Source organism: Prevotella sp. HMSC073D09, from assembly GCF_001814145.1.
Lineage (GTDB): Bacteria > Bacteroidota > Bacteroidia > Bacteroidales > Bacteroidaceae > Prevotella > Prevotella conceptionensis.
Map to the genome: position 1 here is coordinate 1 of NZ_KV815054.1, position 256 is coordinate 256.

The 256-nt window shown below is 50.0% G+C and carries 1 pseudogene; it reads right to left on the reverse strand.

What is annotated here, in order from left to right:
* Window positions 1–256, reverse strand: a pseudogene (locus HMPREF2955_RS02900) (IS4 family transposase); the annotation flags it as partial.

A 256-nucleotide genomic window follows, 5' to 3' on the forward strand; every position in this document is an offset into this window, starting at 1 on the left:
AATCAAAGGGTATGGTTGTCTTGCCGTCAAAGAATGCACAAAGCAACAGTTTGTAGCCCAATACGCACCTGCCTTTTACATGGTCGAAAACACGACTGATGCCCTCCATCCTCACACCACTCTTCTCAAGCACGGTGTCATCTATGATGAAACAGGTCGTGGCATCGGATTGAGGAGCTTCGCCATACTTGCGCAATAGGCACATGTAACGCAGTGCAAAGCGGTTCATCAAGCGTCTCCAATCCATCTGCGGGCG